Consider the following 18,353-nt stretch of genomic DNA (forward strand, 5'->3'; position numbering starts at 1 on the left):
GCGTCACTTCCCCGCCGGGAACGTACCCGCCGCGGCGCCGCACTCATAGGCTGCTGACCATGATGGTCCCGCTCGCGCTGCTGGCCCTCGGCGGCCTGGCCGCGGCGATCGCGCCGCGCGTGCTGACCCGTGCCGACTGGCCCCGCCGCGAGCCCGTACTGGCCCTGTGGGTGTGGCAGTGCGTCGTGGCCGGCGTGCTCCTGTGCTGTGCGCTCGCGATGTCGCTGAGCGCCTCCGCCGCCTGGGAGGCCGTGCGCGGCAACGTCTTCGCCCCCGCGCCGCACGGCGTCGTGGAGGCCTACGCGTTCGCCGCCTACGGTTCCTGGGCGGCCCCTCTGGCCGTCTCCCTCGCCGCCGGAGCCCTGTGGACGGCGGCAATGCTCACCCGCGAGGTCCGCGACGCCCGGACCCGCCGCCGCCATCGCCGCGCCGACCTGCTCGTACGCTCCCCCCGCCTGCCCGGCGAGGAGCGCGGCGGGGAGCGGCTGGTGGTCCTGGAGGGCGAGCGGCCCGAGGCCTGGCTGCTGCGGGCCGGGGCCGCGCCCCAGCTGGTCATCACCACCTCCGCGCTGCGCCGGCTGAAGGGTTCCCAGCTGGACGCGGTGCTGGCGCACGAGCAGGGCCACGCGCGGGCCCGCCACGACTGGCTGCTGCACTGCTCTTCGGCACTGGCGAACGGCTTCCCCCAGGTGCCCGTGTTCGCGGCCTTCCGCGACCAGGTGCACCATCTGGTGGAGTTGGCCGCCGACGACTCCGCCTCCCGCCGCTTCGGCCGCCTGACCACCGCCCTCGCCCTGGTCGAACTCAACGAGGACCGCGGCGTGTTCGGCCCCTGCCCCTCCCTCTCCCAGGTCCCGGACCGCGTCGAACGCCTGCTGGCCCCCGCTCCCCGCCTGACGGCGGCCCGCCGCCTGCGACTGACGGCCGTGGCGTCGCTGGTGCCGTTCGTGCCGCTGCTGGTGACGTTCGTGCCGGGCCTGAGCGCGCTGGGGGGCTGACGGCGCGGGGTTTCCACCCCGCCGACTCAAGGGGGAGCTTGTCCCCCACTCGCACACTTCACCAGCCACAGCTTCAAACGCAGGCCACTCAGCGCACTCGGCCACGCGGCTTGAGCGGCACCGGCGGCAGCTCGGGCGCCCTCAGTCGGCCGCCGTCGTACCCATGGACGTTACCGAAGCGGTCGCCGGTCATCCACGCCTCACGGGCCTGTGCGATCTCCTCCCCCGTACGGCCGATGAAGTTCCACCACATCACGATCTCTTCCTCGAAAGGCTCGCCACCCAGCAGCATCAGACCGGCCTCCGACTCGGCCCGCAACGGCAGCTCGGTGCGGCCGCACCCGAGGTAGAGCATGGAACCCGGCAGAACCGGCACGCCGTCGACATGGGCCTCGCCCGACATGGAGAGCACCGCGTACTCGAAGTCGGGGTCGAGCGGCAGGCTCGCGGTCGCGTCACGGGCGAGCGCCAGGTCCGCTCCGACGATCGGGGTGTACGTGGTGCCGGGCGAGAGCGCGCCGTCGAGCTCGCCAAGAATGACGGTCGCGGTCAGGCCGGGCGCGGTGATCACCGGCAGGTCCGGGTAGTGCTCGAAGTGCGGCTCCACGTTCCGGTGGGCTTCGGGGAGAGCGACCCAGAGTTGCGCGCCGTGCAGATAGCGAGCGTGAGGCTTCGGGCTTTCTTCGGAGTGGGAGATGGCCCGGCCGGACGTCATCAGGCCGAGCTCTCGCGGACGGACAGTCTGCAGGCTTCCGAGGCTGTCGCGGTGCAGCACTTCGCCCTCATGCAGCCAGCTGACGGTCTGCAGCCCCATGTGCGGGTGCGGCGGCACTTGCATGCCGGGTTCGTCGGCGATGTCATCGCGTCCGTAATGATCGACAAATGCCCAACCACCCACCATGCGGCGGCCGAGGTTCGGGAGCAGCCGGCGTACATGAGTCGATTCGCCGAGTTTCACGTGGCGTGGGCTGAGCAGTTCGTGTACTGGTTCGCCGGGGACGAATCCACGGCCGCCGCAGACGGAGAGTGTGGCCTGACGATCAAGGTTGCTCATGGCGACAACGTATGCCGTGCGGGGTGCCTGACAGCACCTAACAGTTCGACCGGATGGCGGTCATGTGCGGGGTCTCGGATAGCAGGGAGGCCCCGTACGGATCACTATCACCATATGTCGCTAAAACGACACCGTGTCCGGTGTCGGTGCCCCGCCACCGTCGAGGGGGCCGATCGTCGCTCGATCGTCGTCGGCCTCATCGGCACCACCTTGGTCTGGTACGAAATGTCGTGGGAGGCCACGCCTCCGGAACGCCGCGGGTGGGTGTCGAGCTGGGCGCAGATCGGGGCACCGGCGGCAATCTGCTGGCCTTCGGGGTGGTGGCGGCCGTGTCGGGCCTGATGACGCCGGGCGAGTTCCTGGCCTGGGGCTGGCGGGTGCCATTCCTGTTCTCGGGGCCGCTGGTGGCGGCCGGGCTGTGGGCGCGCGTACGGATCGCCGGGACGCGGCCCTTCGAGGCGCTGGTCACGACGGGCTCGCGTGCCGAGCGGCCGGTCGCCGTGCTGGTCCGGGGGCACCGGACCGGCTCCTTGCCCGTACTGGCCGTCGGCTGTCTGCCGGCTCTGATCGCCCTGATCGCCCGGTCACCTCGCGAAGCGATATCAGCGATATCTCCGAAAGGGATAGGGACATGAGAATCCCCTGGCATCTCACCTGCGCCGTGACGGCCGCCGCGCTGTTCGGCGCGTTCTTCCTCCGCGACGTCTCCTCGGCCAGAGCGGCGCAGGTCATCGCCTGTGATCACACATGGACGATGACCTTCGAGCCCGCTCTGACGCTCACGCCCCAGTCCCAGGTGACGGCGAAGGTCGGTTCTCCCGACGGCGCGCTGCGCGGCTGCACCGGCGACGCGGCCATCTCCCGGGCGAGCTTCGTGACCCAGGGCGTCGGCACCGACGTGACCTGTGCGGCCGGTACGTACGGCGATCGCCCCGGAGCGGCCAATCGCGTTGCCTGGGACGCCAAGAGCGGTGAGCACGCGATGAATTACAGCTGGTCGATGCGGCCGGTCGCCGACCTGCTGAGCGTCACGACCCCGCTGAGCGGGGGCATCACCGAGGGCCGGTACAAGGGCGGCACCTGGACCGCGACGCTCGACCCGCAGCGCTCCGACATCAGCCTCGCGGACTGCGCGGCCCCCGGCGGGCTGAAGTCCATGACGGTCGCCGGCACGCTCTTCATCACCACTCCCGGATAGCCGGGCGGACGAACTCGTGGACGGCGGACGACCGGCGGAAGCGGTGGTGTGGTCGAGGCGTGCACCGGGCCGTGGCAGGCGCTTGGCCGGACCGCTGGTGCCCCGGGAGGGGCACGGTCGGCGCTTCTGTGTTCCCGCGCCGGATATCTAGACTGCTGGCATGGCTTCGGGGGGCTGGGGATGGTTCACCACTGTCGTGTCGATCCTGATCGGCCAGGCCACGGTCGTGACGATGGGTTTCGTCAACAACCGCTCCCAGGCCAGGCGGGAAGCGCAGGCCAGGGCGGCCGAGCGGTACAAAGTGACCGCGGAACGCCGTGAGACGTTCGAGCTGGCCCAGCTCGTCGAGGTGAACACCCTGCTGCGGAACGCCATGATGGCGCTCCACGCCTTCGTTACGGCCAGGCGGCACTACCGGTCGCGCCTGCGGGAGGACCCGTCCGCTCCGCCGGAGACCCACCGGCAGCCGATGCTGGACGCGTCCGCCGCGTCGGACGCCGCCCTCGACGCCCTGCGGTCCCAGATCGGCTTCATCCTGGCGGACGACGTCCGGGCGCTCGCCGACACCGCGGAGAAGGACCTGACGTTGGCCGCGGCGGCCGTCCTGCTCGACGAACCGGTCGACCCCGGCGCCCTGGGCGCGCGGGCCAATGCCGCGTACGAAGCCCTGTCCGCCCGGCTCCGGGACATCTACGCGACCCGAGAGTCGGCCATGCCGGCTCCATAGCTCGGCGACGTGGCGGGGCGCATGCCGTGACGGTGGGAGCGGGGTTCAAAAAGACTTCGGCTGGAGGCGAATCCTTTTCGGATCTCCCCGCCTCTTGTCTGTGTACCGGCCGAACGGGCCGGCAGAACCGGGAGGAACCCACCGATGATGGTCACCAGCCTCGTAGTGATCGGAGCCCTGCTCGTGGGCGCGTGCAGCTGGCACCTGATGCGGCGCTACAAGAGCCGAAGCTGACCAGCACCTGCCCGTAGGGCGCCTTCCGGGTAGGAGTCCCAGATGAACCAACGCTTCACTTGGCCGGACGATCGGCTGATCAAGGCCGCTCAGGACGGCGACGTCACTTCGCTCACCACCGTCGTCATGGAATCGCAGCCTCATGTGCGCAGGTTCGCCATATCGCTGTGTTCCTCACCGCAGGACGCGGAGGACGCGGCGCAGGAGGCGCTGATCATCCTCTATCGGAAGATCGGCACCTTGCGGGCCACTGGCGCGCTCGCCTCATGGATGTTCCGGATCGTGCGCAACGAATGCCTCCGGCAGGTACGGCTGCTTGTCTCGCGGAGCGACGAGGCGACAGCCGAACCGGAGGCGACCGCGGAACCGTCCGCCGAGGACGCGGTGCTGCGCAGGCTGGAGGCGGAGCGCATCGCGGCTGCGGTCAGCGCCCTTCCCCGTGACCAGCGGCAGGTCCTGATCATGCGGGACGTACAGGGCCTGCCCGGCAGGACCGTCGCCCATTCGCTCGGTCTGAGCAGCGCCGCGATGAAGTCGCGGCTGCACAGAGCACGCGCGGCACTACGTCACTCTCTGGCAGTGCCAGACCAACCAGTCGGAGGAGTCTCACGACCGTGAACACCATGAACACCGTGAAGACCATGAACGTCGCGAACACAATGAAGCCCGCGCAGGGCGCGAAGGACCGGGCCGCCGCACAGTCCGCCGCGCCCGGGAGGAACTTCGCCAGCAAGTCCGTCCCGCGCCATCTGGCGCGCGGCGCCATCGGCTTCGGCCTGATCATCGGCTCGATCGCCCTGGTGCCCGCCGCCGGCCCGGCCGCCCTGCTGGCGGCCCCATTGGCCCTGATCGCCTTCCGCGGCTGCCCTACCTGCTGGATGGTCGGCCTGGCGCAGACCATCTCCCGCGGCCGTCTGGAGCGCCAGTGTGTGGACGGCGTGTGCACCCTCACCAAGGCGCACCCGGCGGCGAAGGCCACGGACGAGCCGACAGCCCGTTAGGGACCGGACGGCTTCGGGAAGGCCTCGCGCAGGCGGTCGAGGAGCGCCCGGGCCGCGGGGCTCGAGGGGCCGGTGGCCTGCCAGGCGAGCGCGATGCGGGCGCGCATCTCGGGCCGGACGATCCGCAGGGTGCGCAGCTGCCCGTCGAGGGTGGACTCGTCCTCGCCGGCGGGGAGCACGGCAACGCCCAAGCCCCGCGCGGCGAGCTGTACGAGCACGTGCGGGGCCGCCGCCTCGAAGGTGACGCGGGGCCGGAATCCCGCCTGCGCACAGCCGCGTTCGAGCGCCGCGCGCACCCCGGTGCCGCGCGGCAGGCAGATCAGCGGCCGATCGCGGAGATCGGCAAGCGGGACGCTCGCGCCGTCGACTCGGTCGACGCGGTCGAGAAGCGGATCGCCGGGCGCGACAGCGGCGACCAGCGGAACGTCGATCAGCATCTGGAAGGCCGCTCCGGGCGGGGGCGTCTCCTCTGCCGTCCCGAGGACGGCGATGTCGAGCTCGCCGGCCAGGAGCGCGGCCTGCATCCGTTCCGTGGTGTCCTCGGTGAGTGCCACCTCCACCGAGGGGTGGGCGTCGTGGAAGTCCGAGAGGAGAGCGGCGATGTCGAAGGCGTGGCCGGTGGCGCCGGAGACCAGCCCGAGCGTGACCCGGCCGCGCAGCAGCCCCGTGTACGCGTCCACCGTCTGCCGCACCGCGTCCGCGGCGGCCAGTGCGGCGCGGGCGTGGGGCAGGACCGCCCGGCCCACCTCGGTCAAGGTCACCGACCGGCCGGAGCGGTCGAGCAGGGACTGCCCCACCTCCTTCTCCAACTGGCGGATCTGGGCGCTGAGGCCGGGCTGGGCCAGATGCAGCCGGGCGGCGGCCCGGGTGAAACCGCCTTCCTCGACGACACAGACGAAGTAGCGCAGCTGACGAAGCTCCATAACCAATGATTCTAGGGAGCAGCAAAACCATCTATTGGCGCTATCGCTCCTTCAGGCCGCAGACTTGATCACATGGGAAACGCGACAGCCCGCAAGGGGAAGAGCACCGAGGTCAGGGCCGCGATCGCGGCGGAACGCCGAGAACTGGCCGACCTGTTCGACACTCTGCGAACCGAGCAGTGGAACGAGCAGAGCCTCTGCGCGGGATGGCGCGTTCGCGAGGTCGCGGCGCACATGTCGATGGGGTTCCGGCTCTCCTTGCCCATGACGCTCGGCGAGTTGGTCAAGGCGGGCGGGAACCTTCACCGCATGACCGATCGGGTCGCGCGCAGGGACGCGACCGCCCATTCCACCGCCGCACTCGCCGCCTTCCTGCGGGACAACGCCCACCACCCCTGGACACCACCGGTCGGCGGGTTCGCGGCGGCGCTCGGCCACGACGTGGTGCACGGGCTGGACATCACCGTCGCCCTCGGCCTCGACCGGCGCGTCCCCGAGGACCGGCTGCGCATCCTGCTCGACCAGATCCGGCCCAGCGGCCTGAAGTTCTTCGGCGCCGACCTCGACGGAGTGCGGCTGTGCGCCGAGGACCTCGACTGGTCGTACGGCTCCGGCTCCGGCTCGCCCGTGTACGGCGCCGCCCAGGACCTCCTGCTGCTGGCCTACGGTCGCAGGCTTCCGCACGGCCGGCTCCGAGGAGAACCGAGCAGCCGTTTCACCCGGCCCGCCGACGCGGCATGAACCGTATGCGCACCCGGCTCCTCCTGGGCATGGCCCTGCTGTCCACCGGCCTGCTCGCCGGAGCCTTCGGCTACGGCGCCGCCAACCTCGTCCCGACCTTCAACTCCGTGCCGCTCGACATGAGACTCGACTTCCACACCGAGCTGATGAAGATGAACGGCATCACCATGCAGGGGGCAATGGCGGTCTCAGCTCTCAGTGCCCTCGCCCTGGCCGCCCTGACCCGCGGACGGGCCCGGGTCCTCGCAGGCGTGGCGGGGCTCCTGACGGTCGTGTCCTTCCTGATCACCCGGTTCGGAAACGTCCCGATCAACGGCCGCATCAAGCAGTGGGCCGCCACTACGCCGCCGGCCGACCATGCGGAGATCCTGCGCCGCTGGGAGCTGTTCAACGATGCCCGTACCCTCACTGCCATAGCCGCGTTCGCCGTCCTGATCTCTCTTGCCCTGCGGCAGACAGGCGAGAGAAGGTCCACCACTTCCAGCCGCTTGCCGTCGCCATAGGCACCCCGCATGCTGGTCAGTGGAGGACGCCGTGAGCTTCACCGACGAGCACCTGATTCCCCTGGTGGACGTGGGGCTGGGCAACAGCGCCTATCTCGTCGACCTCGGCGACGGCCGCGCCCTGGCCGTGGACGCGAGCCGTGATCTGCGCGCCCTGCGGGCAGCCGCCGGGGAGCGCGGTCTGCGCGTGGCGTTCGCGGCCGACACCCACCTGCACGCCGACTTCCTGACCGGCGCGCTCCAGCTCGCCGCCGACGACCGCGCCACCGTGCTGGCCTCCGCCGCCGGCCGTCGCGCCTTCCCCCACACCCCGCTCGCGGACGGCGGCGAGGTCGACCTCGGCGGGCTGACGCTACGGGCGCTGGCCACCCCCGGTCACACCGACGAGCACCTGTCCTTCCTGCTCCTGGACGGCGGTCGCGGGCTCGGCGTGTTCACCGGCGGTTCCCTGATCGTCGGCTCCGCCGCCCGCACCGACCTGCAGGGGGCCGACCGGGCGGAGGAGCTGGCCCGCGCCCAGTACCGTTCGCTGCGGCGGCTGACCGAGCTGCCCGACGAGACCGCGGTGTGGCCCACCCACGGCGCGGGGTCGTTCTGCTCGGCCCCGCCCGGTGTCGAGCGGACCACCACCATCGGCGCGCAGAAGGCCGCCAACGAGCTGCTGGCGGCGCCGGACGAGGATGCCTTCGTGGCCCGCCTGCTCGGTTCGCTCGGCTCGTACCCGGCGTACTTCGACCGTCTCGCCGAGATCAACCGCCGGGGCCCGGCCCTCCTCGCCGCCGCCCCCGACCTGGAGCCGCTCACCCCGGCCGTCGTCCGCTCCCTGCTCGCCTCCGGCGCGTACCTCGTCGATGCCCGCCCCGTAAAGGAGTTCGCCGCCGGGCACATCCCCGGCGCCGTGTCCAATGCGCTGCGGCCGGCGTTCGCGACCTGGCTCGGCTGGCTGCTGCCCGACGACGTCCCGCTGGTCCTCGTCCTCGGCCCCGGCCAGGATGCGGCCGAACTCGCCTGGCAGGCCGCGAAGATCGGCTACGACCGGCTCGCCGGACAGCTGGCCGGCGGCATGGACGCCTGGCGCTCCGACCATCAGCCGGTGGCCACCATCTCCCTGGTCACCGCCGGTCGGATCGGCGACCGGCCCGTCCTCGACGTGCGGCAGGCCTCCGAGTTCACCGGCGGCCACATCCCCGGCGCCGCCCACGCCGAGCTCGGCACCTTTCCCGCCGACCTCCCCGCCACGGTGGACGGAACGGTGGTGACGTGCGGGCACGGCGAACGCGCCATGACCGCGGCCAGCCTCCTCGCCCGCGCCGGCGCCGACGGGCTCGCCGTCCTGGTCGGCGGCGCCCACGACTGGGCCGAGGCCACCGGCCGCACCCTCGAGGGCAACTCCTGAACATCCCCGAGCGGTCCGCATGTACGAAACCCACCCCCGCCCCTAGGCTCCTGACCTGTGACGACGACAAAGACGACAGAAACGACAGAGCCGCGCACCACCGACCGTCAGAGCATCAAGGGCGTGCTGTTCGACTTCTCCGGCACCCTCTTCCGCGTCGAGTCCACCGCCTCCTGGCTGCGGGCCGCGCTCGAGCGGTCCGGCATCCGGCTGCCGGAGGGGGAGTTCGCGGAGCTGGTGCGGCGGCTGGAGGAGGCCGGTGCGCTGCCCGGTGGGGTGGCGCCGCGGGCCGTGCCGCCGCAGCTGGCGGAGGCGTGGGCCGGGCGCGACGCCAGCCGGGAGCAGCACCGGGCCGCCTACGTGGGCGTGGCCCGGCAGGTTCCGCTGCCGGACCCGGCGCTGTACGACGTGCTGTACGCCCGGCACATGGAGCCCGCCGCGTGGCGGCCGTACGCCGATGCCGCCGAGGTCCTCGGTGAGCTGCGGCGGCGTGGCATACGGACCGCCGTGGTGAGCAACATCGGCTGGGACCTGCGTCCGGTCTTCCGCGAGCACGGCCTGGACGAGCTGGTGGACGCGTACGTCCTGTCCTACGAGCACGGGGTGCAGAAGCCCGATCCGCAGCTGTTCCGGGCGGCGTGCGAGGCGCTCGGCGTGCCGCCCGGCCAGGCGCTGATGGTCGGCGACGACCCGCGTGCGGACGCGGGGGCGGCCGGGATCGGTTGTGCGGTGCGGCTGGTGGAGCATCTGCCCGTCCGGGAGCGACCGCGGGGGCTGCTGCCCGTGCTGGACCTGGTCGGCTGACCGCGGCCCCGGCGGGTCTACTCCGGTTCCGCCGGTTCCGGGGCTTCGGCTTCCCTGGAGGCGCCGGCCCAGGACCGCAGCGCGGCCCGGGTGTCGAACCGCGCGACGTTGCGGTCCAGTCCGCCGGCCCAGCTGTACTGGTGGAAGGTCCACGGGTGCTGTACGGCCGGGTGGCCCGCGGCGTGGGCGGGGTCGGCTATCCACAGGCCGTCGCCCGCGTTGTTCGTGGTGTCCCGGTTGAACCAGTAGTCGCGGTTGCAGTAGAGGACCACCCGGTGCCCTTGGGCCTTGGCCCGTACGTGGGCCAGCCAGCGGTCCTTGTCCGCGCACCACACGTCGGGGTGCTCCCAGTCGAGGGCCAGGACGTCCCCGGCGCGTAACGCGATCTTGCCGAGGAAGTAGTTGCCCTGCGCGGACATCGAGCCCGGTGAGACGTAGTGGTAGTAGCCGACGACGAGCCCGGCCCGCCGGGCCCGGTCGCGCTGGACGACCCATTTGGGGTTGGTGTAGGAGGTCCCCTCGGTCACCTTGACGAAGACGAAGTCCAGGCCCTGGAGGGCGTAGTTCTCGCTGTTGTGGCTGCTGACATCGATGCCGTGAAGCATGCCGGCCTCCTTCGAAACTGCGCACGACAGGCGTCCGCAGTATCGAGGGGAACGGGCGCGAGAGCGAGGGTTTTGGCCACAGTTCTTCTGTGGGACCCCGCTAGGGACCTACCGTGACGCGTGGCGGGCGGCTGCCCGCCGCCGTGCGCAGGGCCAGCGCGGCCAGGGCCTCGGGGGCGCCGGCCTGTCCCCGTATGCCCGGAAAGGCGTTGATGTCGACGATCACGGGCTCTCCCCCGGCGTCGAGCAGGTCGACGCCGTACACGTCCAGCGCGAACACCTCGCCCACGCGCCGGACGACGTCGAGCCAGCGCGGGGGCAGCTCGCCGGTTCCCAGGGTGCGGGTGCGCTTGTCGGGGACGGCCGTGGCCAGCTCGGACCGGCGCAGGCCGGCGAAGATCTCGTCGGCGACCGCCCAGAGCTTGTGGTCCCAGCCGTCGTTGGGCGCGAACGGCTGTATCACGACCGGCTCGTCGGGCCACTGCCGCGCCAGCGACCGCAACCGCTCGGCGTCGTCGACGCGGGCGACCAGGTCGTGGCGGCGGCTGTGCCGGCTCTTGACCACCACCGGATCCGGCAGTTCCGCCCCGGCCTCGACGAGCCGCCCGAGCGAGGCCTCCGTGCGGGTGGCGACGAACGGCAGCCCGGCCCGCAGGGCGACCTCCGCCATGGCGGTGCGGTCCTGGCACAGCTCGGTGGCCGCGGCGGTGTTGATCACCGGTGCCCCGTGCTCCTCCAGGAAACGGGCGTAGGCCAGCGCCCGCGGGGTGCGGGTCTTGAGCAGATAGACGTCGGCCAGCGCGCCGGGGTCCGGAAGCCGCGCCGTCCCCGGATCCAGCCACTCCACGTCGTGCCGGGGCGTGAGCAGGGCGGTGGTCTCGGCGAGCAGTGGGTGGTCGGGGGCGGGCGTCAGCAGGCAGATCCTCATGCGCCGCCGCCGGCGAGCGGGGCCTGTGCCGTCAGCGGCGGCCGCGGGGAGGGCACCGAGCCGTGGCCGGCCCCCGCGAGCCGCAGGATCGCCGAGGCCACCCGGGCGACGGCGTCGGGCACCTGACGGAAGCTGGGGAAGTCGTTGACGTCGACGACCACCGGGCCGTCGGGGCCGAAGACGATGTCGACGCCGTACAGGTCGAGCCCGTAGGCGGCGCCGACCTCGGCGGCGATCGCCGCGACCTCGGGCGTCAGGGGCACGTGGCGCTCGCGGGCCGGCTGATCGGGGTGGAGGGGACTGCGGCGCTCGGTGGCGTACAGCTCGCCGTCGACGCTGTACACCTTGAGGTCGATGCCCGAATTGGGCACATAGGGCTGGGCTATCAGCATTCCGCCGCCGCCCTCCGCACCGTCCTGCGGGGCCAGTCGACCTGGGTCCGGTACGAGCCGTACCGCGCGCCCGGAACTGCCGTCGGCGGGCTTGACCACCAGCGGGTACGCGCTCGCCGGCAGCTGGGCGAACTCCTCGGCCCGCGCGGCCGCGTAGGTGACCGGCACGGGCAGCCCACGGGCTTCGGCGATCACGGCGGCCAGCGCCTTGTCCCGCACCCCACGGATGGCGCGGGCGTCGTTGACGGTGGTGAGCCCGACGGACGCGGCGGCCTCGAGGAGCGTCAGCCCCGGGCCGCCGGAGACGGTCTTGAGCACCCAGGCGTCGTGCTGCCCGGCGCGCACCACCTCGGAGAGGCGCATCAGCGAACTGCCCGGCCGCAGCACGTCCACCCGGTGACCCCAGGCGGTCAGTTGGCGGATCACGTCCACCGGCATGCCGTCGTACCGGTACTGCTCCTCCACCAGGAAGCAGAGTCTCATGTGCCGCATCACCCTCGAAATCCCGGACATCCGCCGATCCGCCCGGCAGAAGTGTGACGCCTCAGGATGTCATGGGAACCCCCGCCCCCCGCACACGGAGCCCGTCGGCCCTAGCCGGGCGAGCGGAAGGCCTCCAGGAGCCGCTCGGCGGCCAGGCTCGCCGTCAGGGTGCCCTCCCGCACCTGTTGTTCGAGGCCCGGCCCCAGGCGGCGCACCTCGGGGTGCCGGAGCAGCTCCGTCAGGAGTTGTTCGCGGACCATCGTCCAGGTCCAGTCGACCTGCTGCTCGCGACGGCGGCCGGCGAGTTCGCCGGTGGCCCCGAGGACACTGCGGTGCGCTTCCACCCGCTCCCACAGGGTGTCGAGGCCAGTGTTCTCGCGGGCGCTGCAGGTCAGGACAGGCGGGTTCCAGGCGGCGTCCGGGGACTGCAGCAGGCGCAGGGCGCCGGACAGCTCCCGGGCGGCGGCCTTGGCATCGCGTTCGTGGGGGCCGTCCGCCTTGTTGACGGCGACGAGGTCGGCCAGCTCCAGGACGCCCTTCTTGATGCCCTGCAGCTGGTCGCCGGTGCGGGCCAGGGTGAGCAGCAGGAAGGTGTCGACCATGTTGGCGACGGCCGTCTCGGACTGGCCGACGCCGACGGTCTCCACCAGGACCACGTCGTAGCCCGCGGCCTCCATCACCACGATGGTCTCGCGGGTCGCCTTGGCCACCCCGCCGAGCGTCCCGGCGGTCGGCGAGGGGCGGACGAAGGCCGCCGGGTCGACGGCGAGGCGCTCCATGCGGGTCTTGTCGCCCAGGATGCTGCCGCCGGTGCGGCTGGAGGAGGGGTCGACGGCGAGCACGGCGACCTTGTGCCCGAGGCCGGTGAGCATCGTGCCCAGGGCGTCGATGAAGGTGGACTTGCCGACGCCGGGCACGCCCGTGATGCCGATCCGCCGTGCCGCGCCGGCGTGCGGCAGCAGCTCGGTCAGCATGCGCTGGGCGAGGGCGCGGTGGTCGGCGCGGGTGGACTCGACGAGCGTGATGGCGCGGGCGATCGCCGCCCGCTTGCCGTCGAGCACACCCTTGACGTAGGCGTCGATGTCGATCGCGCGGGCCATCAGGGAAGCGGCCTCACAGCTCGTGGCCGAGGACCCCGGCGAGGGTCTTCAGCAGATCGTGGGCGGCGTCCGGGATGACCGTGCCGGGCGGGAAGACGGCGGCGGCGCCCATCTCCCGCAGCGGCTCGACGTCCTGGGGCGGGATGACCCCGCCGACGACGATCATGATGTCCTCCCGGCCCTGCTCCTCGAGCTGCTCGCGCAGTGCGGGGACCAGGGTGAGGTGGCCGGCCGCCAGCGAGGAGACGCCGACGATGTGCACGTCCGCCTCCACCGCCTGCCGGGCGACCTCGGCGGGGGTCTGGAACAGCGGGCCGACGTCGACGTCGAAGCCGAGGTCGGCGAAGGCCGTGGCGATGACCTTCTGGCCGCGGTCGTGGCCGTCCTGGCCCATCTTGGCGACCAGGATGCGCGGGCGGCGGCCGTCCTCCCGCTCGAACGCCTCCACCAGCGCGCGGGTGCGCTCCACCCCGGACGACGGTCCGGCCTCTTCGCGGTACACACCGGAGATCGTACGGATCTGGCCGGCGTGCCGGCCGTAGACCTTCTCCAGGGCGTCGGAGATCTCGCCCACGGTGGCCTTGGCGCGGGCCGCGTTCACCGCCAGGGCGAGCAGGTTGCCCTCGAGCCCCTGGCCGGGGCCGGCCTCGGCGGACGCGGTGAGCGCGCGCAGCGCGTCCTGGCAGGCGCCCTCGTCGCGCTCGGCGCGCAGCCGGCGCAGCTTGTCGATCTGCTGGGTGCGCACGGAGGAGTTGTCGACCTTGAGCACCTCGATCTGCTCGTCGCTGTCGACCCGGTACTTGTTGACGCCGATCACCGGCTGCCGGCCGGAGTCGATGCGGGCCTGGGTGCGGGCGGCGGCCTCCTCGACGCGCAGCTTGGGGATGCCGGCGTCGATGGCCTGGGCCATGCCGCCGGCGGCCTCGACCTCCTGGATGTGCTGCCAGGCACGGCGGGCGAGGTCGTGGGTGAGCCGCTCGACGTAGGCGCTGCCGCCCCAGGGGTCGATGACCCGGCAGGTGCCCGACTCCTGCTGCAGCAGCAGCTGGGTGTTGCGGGCGATGCGGGCGGAGAAGTCGGTGGGCAGGGCCAGCGCCTCGTCGAGGGCGTTGGTGTGCAGGGACTGGGTGTGGCCCTGGGTGGCGGCCATGGCCTCGACGCAGGTGCGGGCCACGTTGTTGAAGACGTCCTGGGCGGTCAGGGACCAGCCGGAGGTCTGCGAGTGGGTGCGCAGGGACAGCGACTTGACGTTCTTCGGCTCGAACTGCTTGACGAGCCTGGCCCACAGCAGGCGGGCGGCCCGCAGCTTGGCGATCTCCATGAAGAAGTTCATGCCGATCGCCCAGAAGAACGACAGGCGGGGCGCGAAGGCGTCGACGTCCAGTCCGGCGCCGAGCCCGGCGCGCAGGTACTCCACGCCGTCGGCGAGGGTGTAGGCCAGCTCCAGGTCGGCCGTGGCCCCGGCCTCCTGGATGTGGTAGCCGGAGATGGAGATGGAGTTGTAGCGCGGCATCTTCTGCGAGGTGTACGCGAAGATGTCGGAGATGATCCGCATCGAGGGCCGGGGCGGATAGATGTAGGTGTTGCGGACCATGAACTCCTTGAGGATGTCGTTCTGGATGGTCCCGGCCAGCTTCTCGGGCGGTACGCCCTGTTCCTCGGCGGCGACGATGTAGAGGGCGAGAACGGGCAGGACGGCGCCGTTCATCGTCATCGACACGCTCATCCTGTCCAGCGGGATGCCGTCGAAGAGCTGCCGCATGTCGTAGATGGAGTCGATGGCCACGCCCGCCATGCCCACGTCGCCGGTGACGCGCGGGTGGTCGCTGTCGTAGCCGCGGTGGGTCGGCAGGTCGAAGGCGACGGACAGGCCCTTCTGACCGGCCGCCAGATTGCGGCGGTAGAAGGCGTTGGACTCCTCGGCCGTGGAGAACCCGGCGTACTGACGGATGGTCCAGGGCTGGTTGACGTACATCGTCGGGTACGGGCCGCGCAGGTAGGGCGCGATGCCCGGGTAGGTGCCCAGGAAGTCCAGGCCCTGCAGGTCCTCCTCGGTGTACAGCGGCTTGACGCCGATGCCCTCGGGGGTCTCCCACACCAGGTCCTCGGCGCTCTTGCCGGTGCGCTCCTTCAGCGCCGCGCGCCAGGCCGCCGGGTCGGCGGGGGCGGCGGAAGCGGGCCCCAGGTCGATGCCGGAGAAGTCGGGGATCGACATCACGCCACTCCCATGCGGTCGAGGACGGAGGAGAGGACGGCTACCGCGTTGCCGCCGGCGAAGACGAACTCGTCGACTCCGGCTCGCTCAAAGGCTTCCCGCTGCTCGCCGCGCGGCTTCCCGGCGAGGAACACCCGCTCGGCGCCGGCCTCCTTGAGCGCGGCGGCCACGGCCTCGGCCTGTTCGGCGTAGAGCGCGTCGCTGGAGCACAGGCAGGCGATCGTGGCGCCGCCGGCGGCGAAGGCCTCGGCGGCGGACTCCGCGTCGACGGTGGCGGGTTGGTGGACGGGCTCGATGCCGCCGGCCTGGAAGAGGTTGGCGGCGAAGGTGGCCCGGCCGGTGTGCGCGGCGGCGGGGCCGAGCGCGGCGAGGAAGACCCGCGGCCGGGCGCCGGTGGCGGCCAGGTGGGCGTCGGAGCGGGCGCGCAGCCGCTCGTACGCCTCGTCGCGGCGGACCCGGGGCAGGCCGCCGGAGCGCGGCTCGGGCGCGGGCCGGCGCTCCAGGGGCTTCTCGGTCAGGTTCGGGAACTCGCTGACACCGGTGATCGGGTAGCGCCGCTTGGCGGTCCTGTCGCTGTGCGCCTCCCAGACGTCGGCCAGGGCCTTGGCCAGGTGCCCCTCGCGCAGGGCCGCCGCCTGGCCGCCCAGGCGCTCGATCCACTGGAAGACCCCCCAGGCCTCGTGGGCGAGCTCGTCGGTGAGCCGCTCCACGTACCAGGAGCCGCCCGCGGGGTCGACGACGCGGGCGAGGTGGGACTCCTCGAGCAGGATGGAGGAGGTGTTGCGGGCGATGCGGCGGGCGAAGGCGTCGGGAAGGCCGAGTGCCTCGTCGAAGGGCAGGACGGTCACGGCGTCCGCGCCGCCCACGCCGGCGCCCAGGCAGGCGATGGTGGTGCGCAGCATGTTCACCCACGGATCGCGGCGGGTCATCATCACCAAGGAGGTGACGGCGTGCTGGCGCTGGGCGGCCGCCGCGGTCCTCGCCCCGCTGACCTCGGCGACCCGGGCCCACAGCCGGCGCGCGGCGCGCAGCTTGGCGATGGTCAGGAACTGGTCGGCGGTGGCGGCGTAGCGGAACTCCAGCTGGGCGCAGGCCTGGTCGACGGTGAGCCCGGCGGCGGTGAGCGCGCGGAGGTAGGCGACGCCGGTGGACAGGGAGGCGCCCAGCTCCTGGGCGGCCGAGCCGCCGGCCTCGTGGTAGGGCAGCGCGTCGACGGTCAGGGCGCGGATGCCCGGACGCTCGCGCAGGCAGCGGGCGGCGAGCGCGGCGGCGGCCGCGAGGGGCTCGGCGGGGTCGGTGGCGTCGCCGGTGCGGGCCAGGGTGCCCAGCGGGTCGGCGCCGAGGTTGCCGAGGGCGGCCTCGGGCGGCAGGCCGCGTTCGTCGTGGAGCGCCAGGAGTTGGTGTGCGGCGGCCTCGAAGTCGGCGCCCGGGTCGAGGACGACGGGGGCCAGGTCGAGGTAGACGCCGTCCAGGACGGCCGGGAGGGCGTCGACGGGCAGTCCCGCCTCGCCCGTGGTGAGCCAGAGGGAGGTGACGCCGTTCTCGAGGTCGGCGAGGACGGCCTCGTTGGCCCGCCGGGGGTCGGGGTCGGCGTGGTGCTGGCGTACGTCCCACCCGGAGACGGCGGTGCCCTCGGGCCGGCCGCCGCGGACGAAGGGCGGGAAGCCGGGGTGGCCGGCCGCGGGGGCGCTGTCGTCGGCCGTGTAGAGCGGGCGGATCGTGGGCCCGTCCAGGAGTGTGGTGGACAGCGCTTCCTCGGCCGCCGGGCCCTCGGCCACGGTGCCCGCCTTGCTCAGCACGCCTTCGACGAGGCGCTGCCACTGCTGGCGGGTCGCGTCCGGGAACTCGGCGGCCAGAAAGAAGCCGTCGTCAGGCAGGACCGTCATGGGGGGAAGGCTAGGGGAGCGGGTGCGCCCGGCAGCAGAGGAAGCGGCTGTGACCTTGGCCTCTTCCTCCGTGGTCCCGCCGTGATCCTGCGTGACGGCTTGGGGATCAGCCCTTGGGCGCGCAGTCGCGGGCGGGATCGTCGTGGGTGAGGGCGCAACCGATGCTGCGCGCACGGTCCTTGCCGTAGCGGGCGGTGAGCGCGGCGCGGAAGTCGGACCACTGGCGGCGGGTGTCGGCGACGGCGGCCTGTACGGCGCGGTCGAAGTTGTCGCCCACCTTGCCCCGGGCGGTGGTCGGTCCGCCGGTGGCCCCGGTGGCGGGGTCGATCAGGCCGGTGTCCTTGTTGAGGCCGCTGTGCTGGACGCGCTTGGAGCAGCCGAGCGGGACGAGCGAGAAGCAGCCGGTGGTGAGCTCGCGGGGCACCGCCGAGGCGGCGGGGGGCCGGCCGGTGGACAGGGCCAGCAGCGGGGAGGGGCCGGGCAGGTTCAGGCCGGGCGGGTTGTCCTTGCCCAGGGGGCGGTCGCCGGCGGCGTCGGCCCAGTTGCTGTGCGAGTAGAAGTCCTGGACGCCGTGCAGGGCGCGGCCGAAGCCCTCGATGGCCTCGCACTTGTTGCGGCCGGGCAGGCCGAGGGTGAAGGTGCAGCTCTTGGCGAGGTTGCTCTCGCCCGCATCGATCGTGCCGTCGGGCTTCAGGGTGCCGCCGGCGGCGGCGACGCCTTCGGCGAAGCGGGTCTGCAGCTTGGCGACGCAGGCCTGGAGCTGCCGGGTGGCCTCTTCGCGGCCGCGCGGGTAGCCGGGGGCGGCGAGGAAGTCGGCGTTGTCGCAGTGGGCCTCGGGGGTGGCGACCTCGTCGGTGTCGGGGGCCCCGACGGCGCCGAAGGTGCCCTTGTGGCCGGCGACCTGGTCCAGGGAGCGGGGCTCGAAGCAGGTGCCGTCGGACGGGGTGCCGGGCGCGCAGGCCAGGGCGGCACGGGTGATGCGCTCGTGCTCGGCGTGCTGGCCGAGCGCGTTGACCGTGCCGAACGCCTGGGCCGGCGGCGCCTGTGCGGTGAGCAGGGCGAGGGGGGTCATGGTGGCGGCGCCCAGGAGCAGCGTGGCGCGGCGGGCGGTGTGGGGTCTGGAGGTCCACATGGTTCTACGGCCTTTTCGACGGTTCGTCAGGGA

Annotated in this window: 19 protein-coding genes; 10 read left to right on the plus strand and 9 right to left on the minus strand. The window is 72.6% G+C overall.

What is annotated here, in order from left to right:
- Window positions 1–59: 59 nt before the first annotated feature.
- Window positions 60–998, plus strand: coding sequence for a M56 family metallopeptidase (locus tag AB0G59_RS11395; protein WP_360910354.1), 939 nt, complete (start codon window positions 60–62; stop codon window positions 996–998).
- Window positions 999–1,086: 88 nt separating this feature from the next.
- Here AB0G59_RS11395 and AB0G59_RS11400 read toward each other — a convergent pair whose 3' ends face one another.
- Window positions 1,087–2,052, minus strand: coding sequence for a pirin family protein (locus AB0G59_RS11400; protein WP_360910356.1), 966 nt, complete (start codon window positions 2,050–2,052; stop codon window positions 1,087–1,089).
- Between the two features lie 230 nt (window positions 2,053–2,282).
- Between AB0G59_RS11400 and AB0G59_RS11405 the strand changes: the two genes are divergently transcribed.
- The 5 genes from AB0G59_RS11405 (at window position 2,283) to AB0G59_RS11425 (ending at window position 5,212) form a co-directional block, all read left to right on the plus strand.
- Window positions 2,283–2,687, plus strand: coding sequence for a hypothetical protein (locus AB0G59_RS11405; protein WP_360910358.1), 405 nt, complete (start codon window positions 2,283–2,285; stop codon window positions 2,685–2,687).
- Entirely contained in the window at window positions 2,684–3,250 is a 567-nt protein-coding gene (locus tag AB0G59_RS11410; RefSeq protein ID WP_360910360.1) for a hypothetical protein, read from the plus strand. Before AB0G59_RS11405 ends, AB0G59_RS11410 begins: the two co-directional genes overlap by 4 nt.
- A 160-nt stretch (window positions 3,251–3,410) precedes the next feature.
- On the plus strand, window positions 3,411–3,977 hold the full coding sequence (locus AB0G59_RS11415) for a hypothetical protein (protein ID WP_360910362.1): 567 nt from the start codon (window positions 3,411–3,413) through the stop codon (window positions 3,975–3,977).
- Window positions 3,978–4,253: 276 nt separating this feature from the next.
- Entirely contained in the window at window positions 4,254–4,829 is a 576-nt protein-coding gene (locus AB0G59_RS11420) for an RNA polymerase sigma factor (protein WP_360910364.1), read from the plus strand.
- Window positions 4,830–4,834: 5 nt separating this feature from the next.
- A complete protein-coding gene (locus tag AB0G59_RS11425; protein ID WP_360910494.1) occupies window positions 4,835–5,212 on the plus strand; it encodes a hypothetical protein in 378 nt (125 codons plus the stop codon).
- On the opposite strand, the gene AB0G59_RS11430 is transcribed toward AB0G59_RS11425, so the two are convergent.
- Window positions 5,209–6,135 carry a LysR family transcriptional regulator gene (locus AB0G59_RS11430; RefSeq protein WP_360910366.1) on the minus strand — a complete coding sequence of 309 codons (927 nt, stop codon included), beginning with the start codon at window positions 6,133–6,135 and terminating at the stop codon, window positions 5,209–5,211. The genes AB0G59_RS11425 and AB0G59_RS11430 overlap by 4 nt on opposite strands.
- Window positions 6,136–6,207: 72 nt before the next feature.
- Between AB0G59_RS11430 and AB0G59_RS11435 the strand changes: the two genes are divergently transcribed.
- The 4 genes from AB0G59_RS11435 (at window position 6,208) to AB0G59_RS11450 (ending at window position 9,579) form a co-directional block, all read left to right on the plus strand.
- The gene (locus AB0G59_RS11435) at window positions 6,208–6,876 is read left to right on the plus strand and encodes a maleylpyruvate isomerase family mycothiol-dependent enzyme (protein ID WP_360910368.1); all 669 of its coding nucleotides are present in this window, start codon (window positions 6,208–6,210) and stop codon (window positions 6,874–6,876) included.
- A gap of 5 nt (window positions 6,877–6,881) precedes the next feature.
- Window positions 6,882–7,379: a DUF1772 domain-containing protein gene (locus AB0G59_RS11440; RefSeq protein ID WP_360910370.1), complete on the plus strand. Its 498-nt coding sequence runs from the start codon at window positions 6,882–6,884 to the stop codon at window positions 7,377–7,379.
- A gap of 31 nt (window positions 7,380–7,410) precedes the next feature.
- Entirely contained in the window at window positions 7,411–8,775 is a 1,365-nt protein-coding gene (locus tag AB0G59_RS11445; RefSeq protein ID WP_360910372.1) for an MBL fold metallo-hydrolase, read from the plus strand.
- 114 nt (window positions 8,776–8,889) lie between these two features.
- The gene (locus AB0G59_RS11450; RefSeq protein WP_360910496.1) at window positions 8,890–9,579 is read left to right on the plus strand and encodes an HAD-IA family hydrolase; all 690 of its coding nucleotides are present in this window, start codon (window positions 8,890–8,892) and stop codon (window positions 9,577–9,579) included.
- Window positions 9,580–9,596: 17 nt separating this feature from the next.
- Here AB0G59_RS11450 and AB0G59_RS11455 read toward each other — a convergent pair whose 3' ends face one another.
- From AB0G59_RS11455 to AB0G59_RS11485, 7 genes are all read right to left on the minus strand, one after another.
- Complete coding sequence (locus tag AB0G59_RS11455) at window positions 9,597–10,184, minus strand: glycoside hydrolase family 25 protein (protein WP_360910374.1); 588 nt, start codon at window positions 10,182–10,184, stop codon at window positions 9,597–9,599.
- A 100-nt stretch (window positions 10,185–10,284) separates the two neighbouring features.
- Complete coding sequence (locus tag AB0G59_RS11460) at window positions 10,285–11,112, minus strand: alpha-L-glutamate ligase (RefSeq protein WP_360910376.1); 828 nt, start codon at window positions 11,110–11,112, stop codon at window positions 10,285–10,287.
- A complete protein-coding gene (locus tag AB0G59_RS11465) occupies window positions 11,109–11,987 on the minus strand; it encodes a hypothetical protein (RefSeq protein WP_360910378.1) in 879 nt (292 codons plus the stop codon). The genes AB0G59_RS11460 and AB0G59_RS11465 overlap by 4 nt, the downstream gene beginning before the upstream one ends.
- Window positions 11,988–12,097: 110 nt before the next feature.
- Window positions 12,098–13,087 (minus strand): methylmalonyl Co-A mutase-associated GTPase MeaB, encoded by a 990-nt coding sequence (gene meaB / locus AB0G59_RS11470; protein ID WP_360910380.1) that lies wholly within the window; start codon window positions 13,085–13,087, stop codon window positions 12,098–12,100.
- Between the two features lie 13 nt (window positions 13,088–13,100).
- Window positions 13,101–15,302 carry a methylmalonyl-CoA mutase gene (gene scpA, locus AB0G59_RS11475; RefSeq protein WP_360910381.1) on the minus strand — a complete coding sequence of 734 codons (2,202 nt, stop codon included), beginning with the start codon at window positions 15,300–15,302 and terminating at the stop codon, window positions 13,101–13,103.
- Window positions 15,302–17,188, minus strand: coding sequence for a methylmalonyl-CoA mutase small subunit (gene mutA / locus AB0G59_RS11480; protein ID WP_360910383.1), 1,887 nt, complete (start codon window positions 17,186–17,188; stop codon window positions 15,302–15,304). The genes scpA and mutA overlap by 1 nt, the downstream gene beginning before the upstream one ends.
- Before the next feature lie 106 nt (window positions 17,189–17,294).
- Entirely contained in the window at window positions 17,295–18,320 is a 1,026-nt protein-coding gene (locus AB0G59_RS11485) for a CinY protein (protein WP_360910385.1), read from the minus strand.
- Between the last annotated feature and the right edge of the window lie 33 nt (window positions 18,321–18,353).

Source organism: Streptomyces sp. NPDC021096 (assembly GCF_040641275.1).
Classification (GTDB): Bacteria; Actinomycetota; Actinomycetes; order Streptomycetales; family Streptomycetaceae; genus Streptomyces.